The following is a 2,072-nucleotide window of genomic DNA, read 5'->3' on the forward strand; positions in this document are numbered from 1 at the left end:
CAGTAGGGGCGGGTTTTGTAAAATATTCTGTTGGTAATGAGATGTGTGGGCTAAACCCGCCCGTACAAAAGTCAAAAATCAAAAGACTGGGATCAAAGGAAGTCAAAAAATATGTCAGACAAACCTTTTGATATTTGTGAGAGAACTTTCCAGTTTTCTGTTCGTATAGTCAATCTTTGCAGTTTTCTAAGTGAAACACCAGGGCCAGCAAGAGAATTATCAAAACAATTGATTCGTTCTGGAACTTCCATAGGTGCGAATGTGGAAGAATCAAGATCTGCACAAAGTACAGCTGATTTTATCCATAAACTAGAAATCGCCTTAAAAGAAGATAGAGAAACTAGGTACTGGATCAGGTTAATTTTTGCTGCTAACATAGTTCCAGAAAACAGATTACAGCCCCTCCTGAATGAGATAAATGAATTGATGAACATTATTGCTGCCATGATTGTCAAATCTAAAGAAAACAAGAAAAAGTAACTTTTGACTTTTGACTTTTGACTTTTGACTTTTGACTTTTGACTTTTGACTTTTGACTTTTGACTTACCAAGGGCTGCCAATCATCGTAAAACCAGCCCAGAAGTAAGGATGGGAGAGATTTTGATTTCCCTGCGAGGCTAGTTCTGGTGGCAGAGGCACTCCTTCGGGGTTAGAAATCAGTCCTAGCAGTTTACCATCCTCTATACGCATATCCCCTCTAATCATAGAGATTTGCGCCTCCTGGAGCGCTTGTGCTTTGATAGGTGCAGTTTTCAACTGCTGATAAAACGCTGTCATCAGTCCCAGAGTTCCTTGATCTGACACATACCACAAACTCGCCAAAGCCGACTTCACACCAGATGCTACAGCCAAACCTGCAAACCCTAACTCAGCTTGTTCATCTCCCAAAGCGGTGCGACAGGCACTGAGTACTAATAGTTCCACTTGTGGTTTATTCCATCTCATTTGCCGTAATTGATCTAACCCCAGTTGCGAGTTCCAAAGCTGGATAAAAGAGTTATTTGGTTTCCCAGCCCTAAATTCTGCGTGCGTTGCTAGGTGAATAATTGCAAATGGTTCGCTAGAGCGTTGTAATTTGAGATTTGCTAATGTAAAACCTTCATTGAGGAAAGTTTTGCCTTGCCATATTTCTTTCGCAATGGTGAATAACTCTACTGGCACAGCGGGTAAAGGACTTAAGTCAGTAAATTTGGAAGCCCCCATTGCTAGAACTTGAGAGTTTCTAATATCTTCGTAACGGCTATCGATCAAATTGACGCTGGGAATTAAGCCGATACTGTACTTTTCTACTAAAAACTTTTGCCCATCGTGGAGGGCGGCTATCGGTATCGATCTGAGCCCTGAGTCTAAAGAAAAAGCGAGGGTTTCTATGCCTTGCGATCGCAGTTCGGCTTCGATAGGCGTAATTATCCACTGATAAAGCTTTTTAGCAGAAGCGAGGTACGAAGTCGTATCAGTTTTAGAACCATCAGTTACTTCTGAACGAAACTCTGCAACTACTTTAAGCAGCGCATTGCGATTTGCCGCCCTTATGGTGCGGTGAATGGGTCTGCCTGATGGAGTAACCAACACGAGTTCTAATTGCTCTGGTTGGATAAATACGTAGAGAATTGCAGGCTTTTTCCCCGGTCTTTCGGCAATTCTTTTGAGGATGCGCTGAACCTGTACAAGAGACAGTGAATTTTTACTGTTTGCAGGGAGATTTTCGCCAAAGTAATTCTCATATTCCTGCTGCCTGAGTTTTTCAATCTCCGGTACGAATACCTCCAAGTTGCCTCTTTGAAGGGCTGTCGCAACGTTCTCGCGCAGTAACTCAGTTGTATCTAGAGAACTTGTACCTGTAACGCTTGAATTTGCTGCCTGTGCGGGCGAAATATTTATCGTTTGGAGGTCTGTTGAAATTGTTATTTGGTTGGATGGCGACAATCCATTCATAGGATTATTACCGGGATTGGGAACGGGATTGGGAACGGGATTGGGAACGGGATTGGGAACGGGATTGGGAACGGGATTGGGAACGGGATTGGGAACGGGATTGGGAACGGGATTGGGAACGGGATTGGGAACGGGA

2 protein-coding genes are annotated in these 2,072 nt (G+C 43.3%); one reads left to right on the forward strand and one right to left on the reverse strand.

Annotated features, from left to right (window positions below; translation table 11 throughout):
* Positions 1 to 111 precede the first annotated feature (111 nt).
* Positions 112 to 480 (forward strand): four helix bundle protein, encoded by a 369-nt coding sequence (locus LAY41_RS32040; RefSeq protein WP_249106739.1) that lies wholly within the window; start codon positions 112 to 114, stop codon positions 478 to 480.
* Positions 481 to 544: 64 nt separating this feature from the next.
* Here the strand turns inward: LAY41_RS32040 and LAY41_RS32045 are convergent.
* On the reverse strand, positions 545 to 2,072 hold a 1,528-nt coding region (locus LAY41_RS32045), incomplete at its 5' end, for a CHAT domain-containing protein (RefSeq protein ID WP_249106740.1).

It is taken from the genome of Argonema galeatum A003/A1, assembly GCF_023333595.1.
Classification (GTDB): Bacteria; Cyanobacteriota; Cyanobacteriia; order Cyanobacteriales; family Aerosakkonemataceae; genus Argonema; species Argonema galeatum.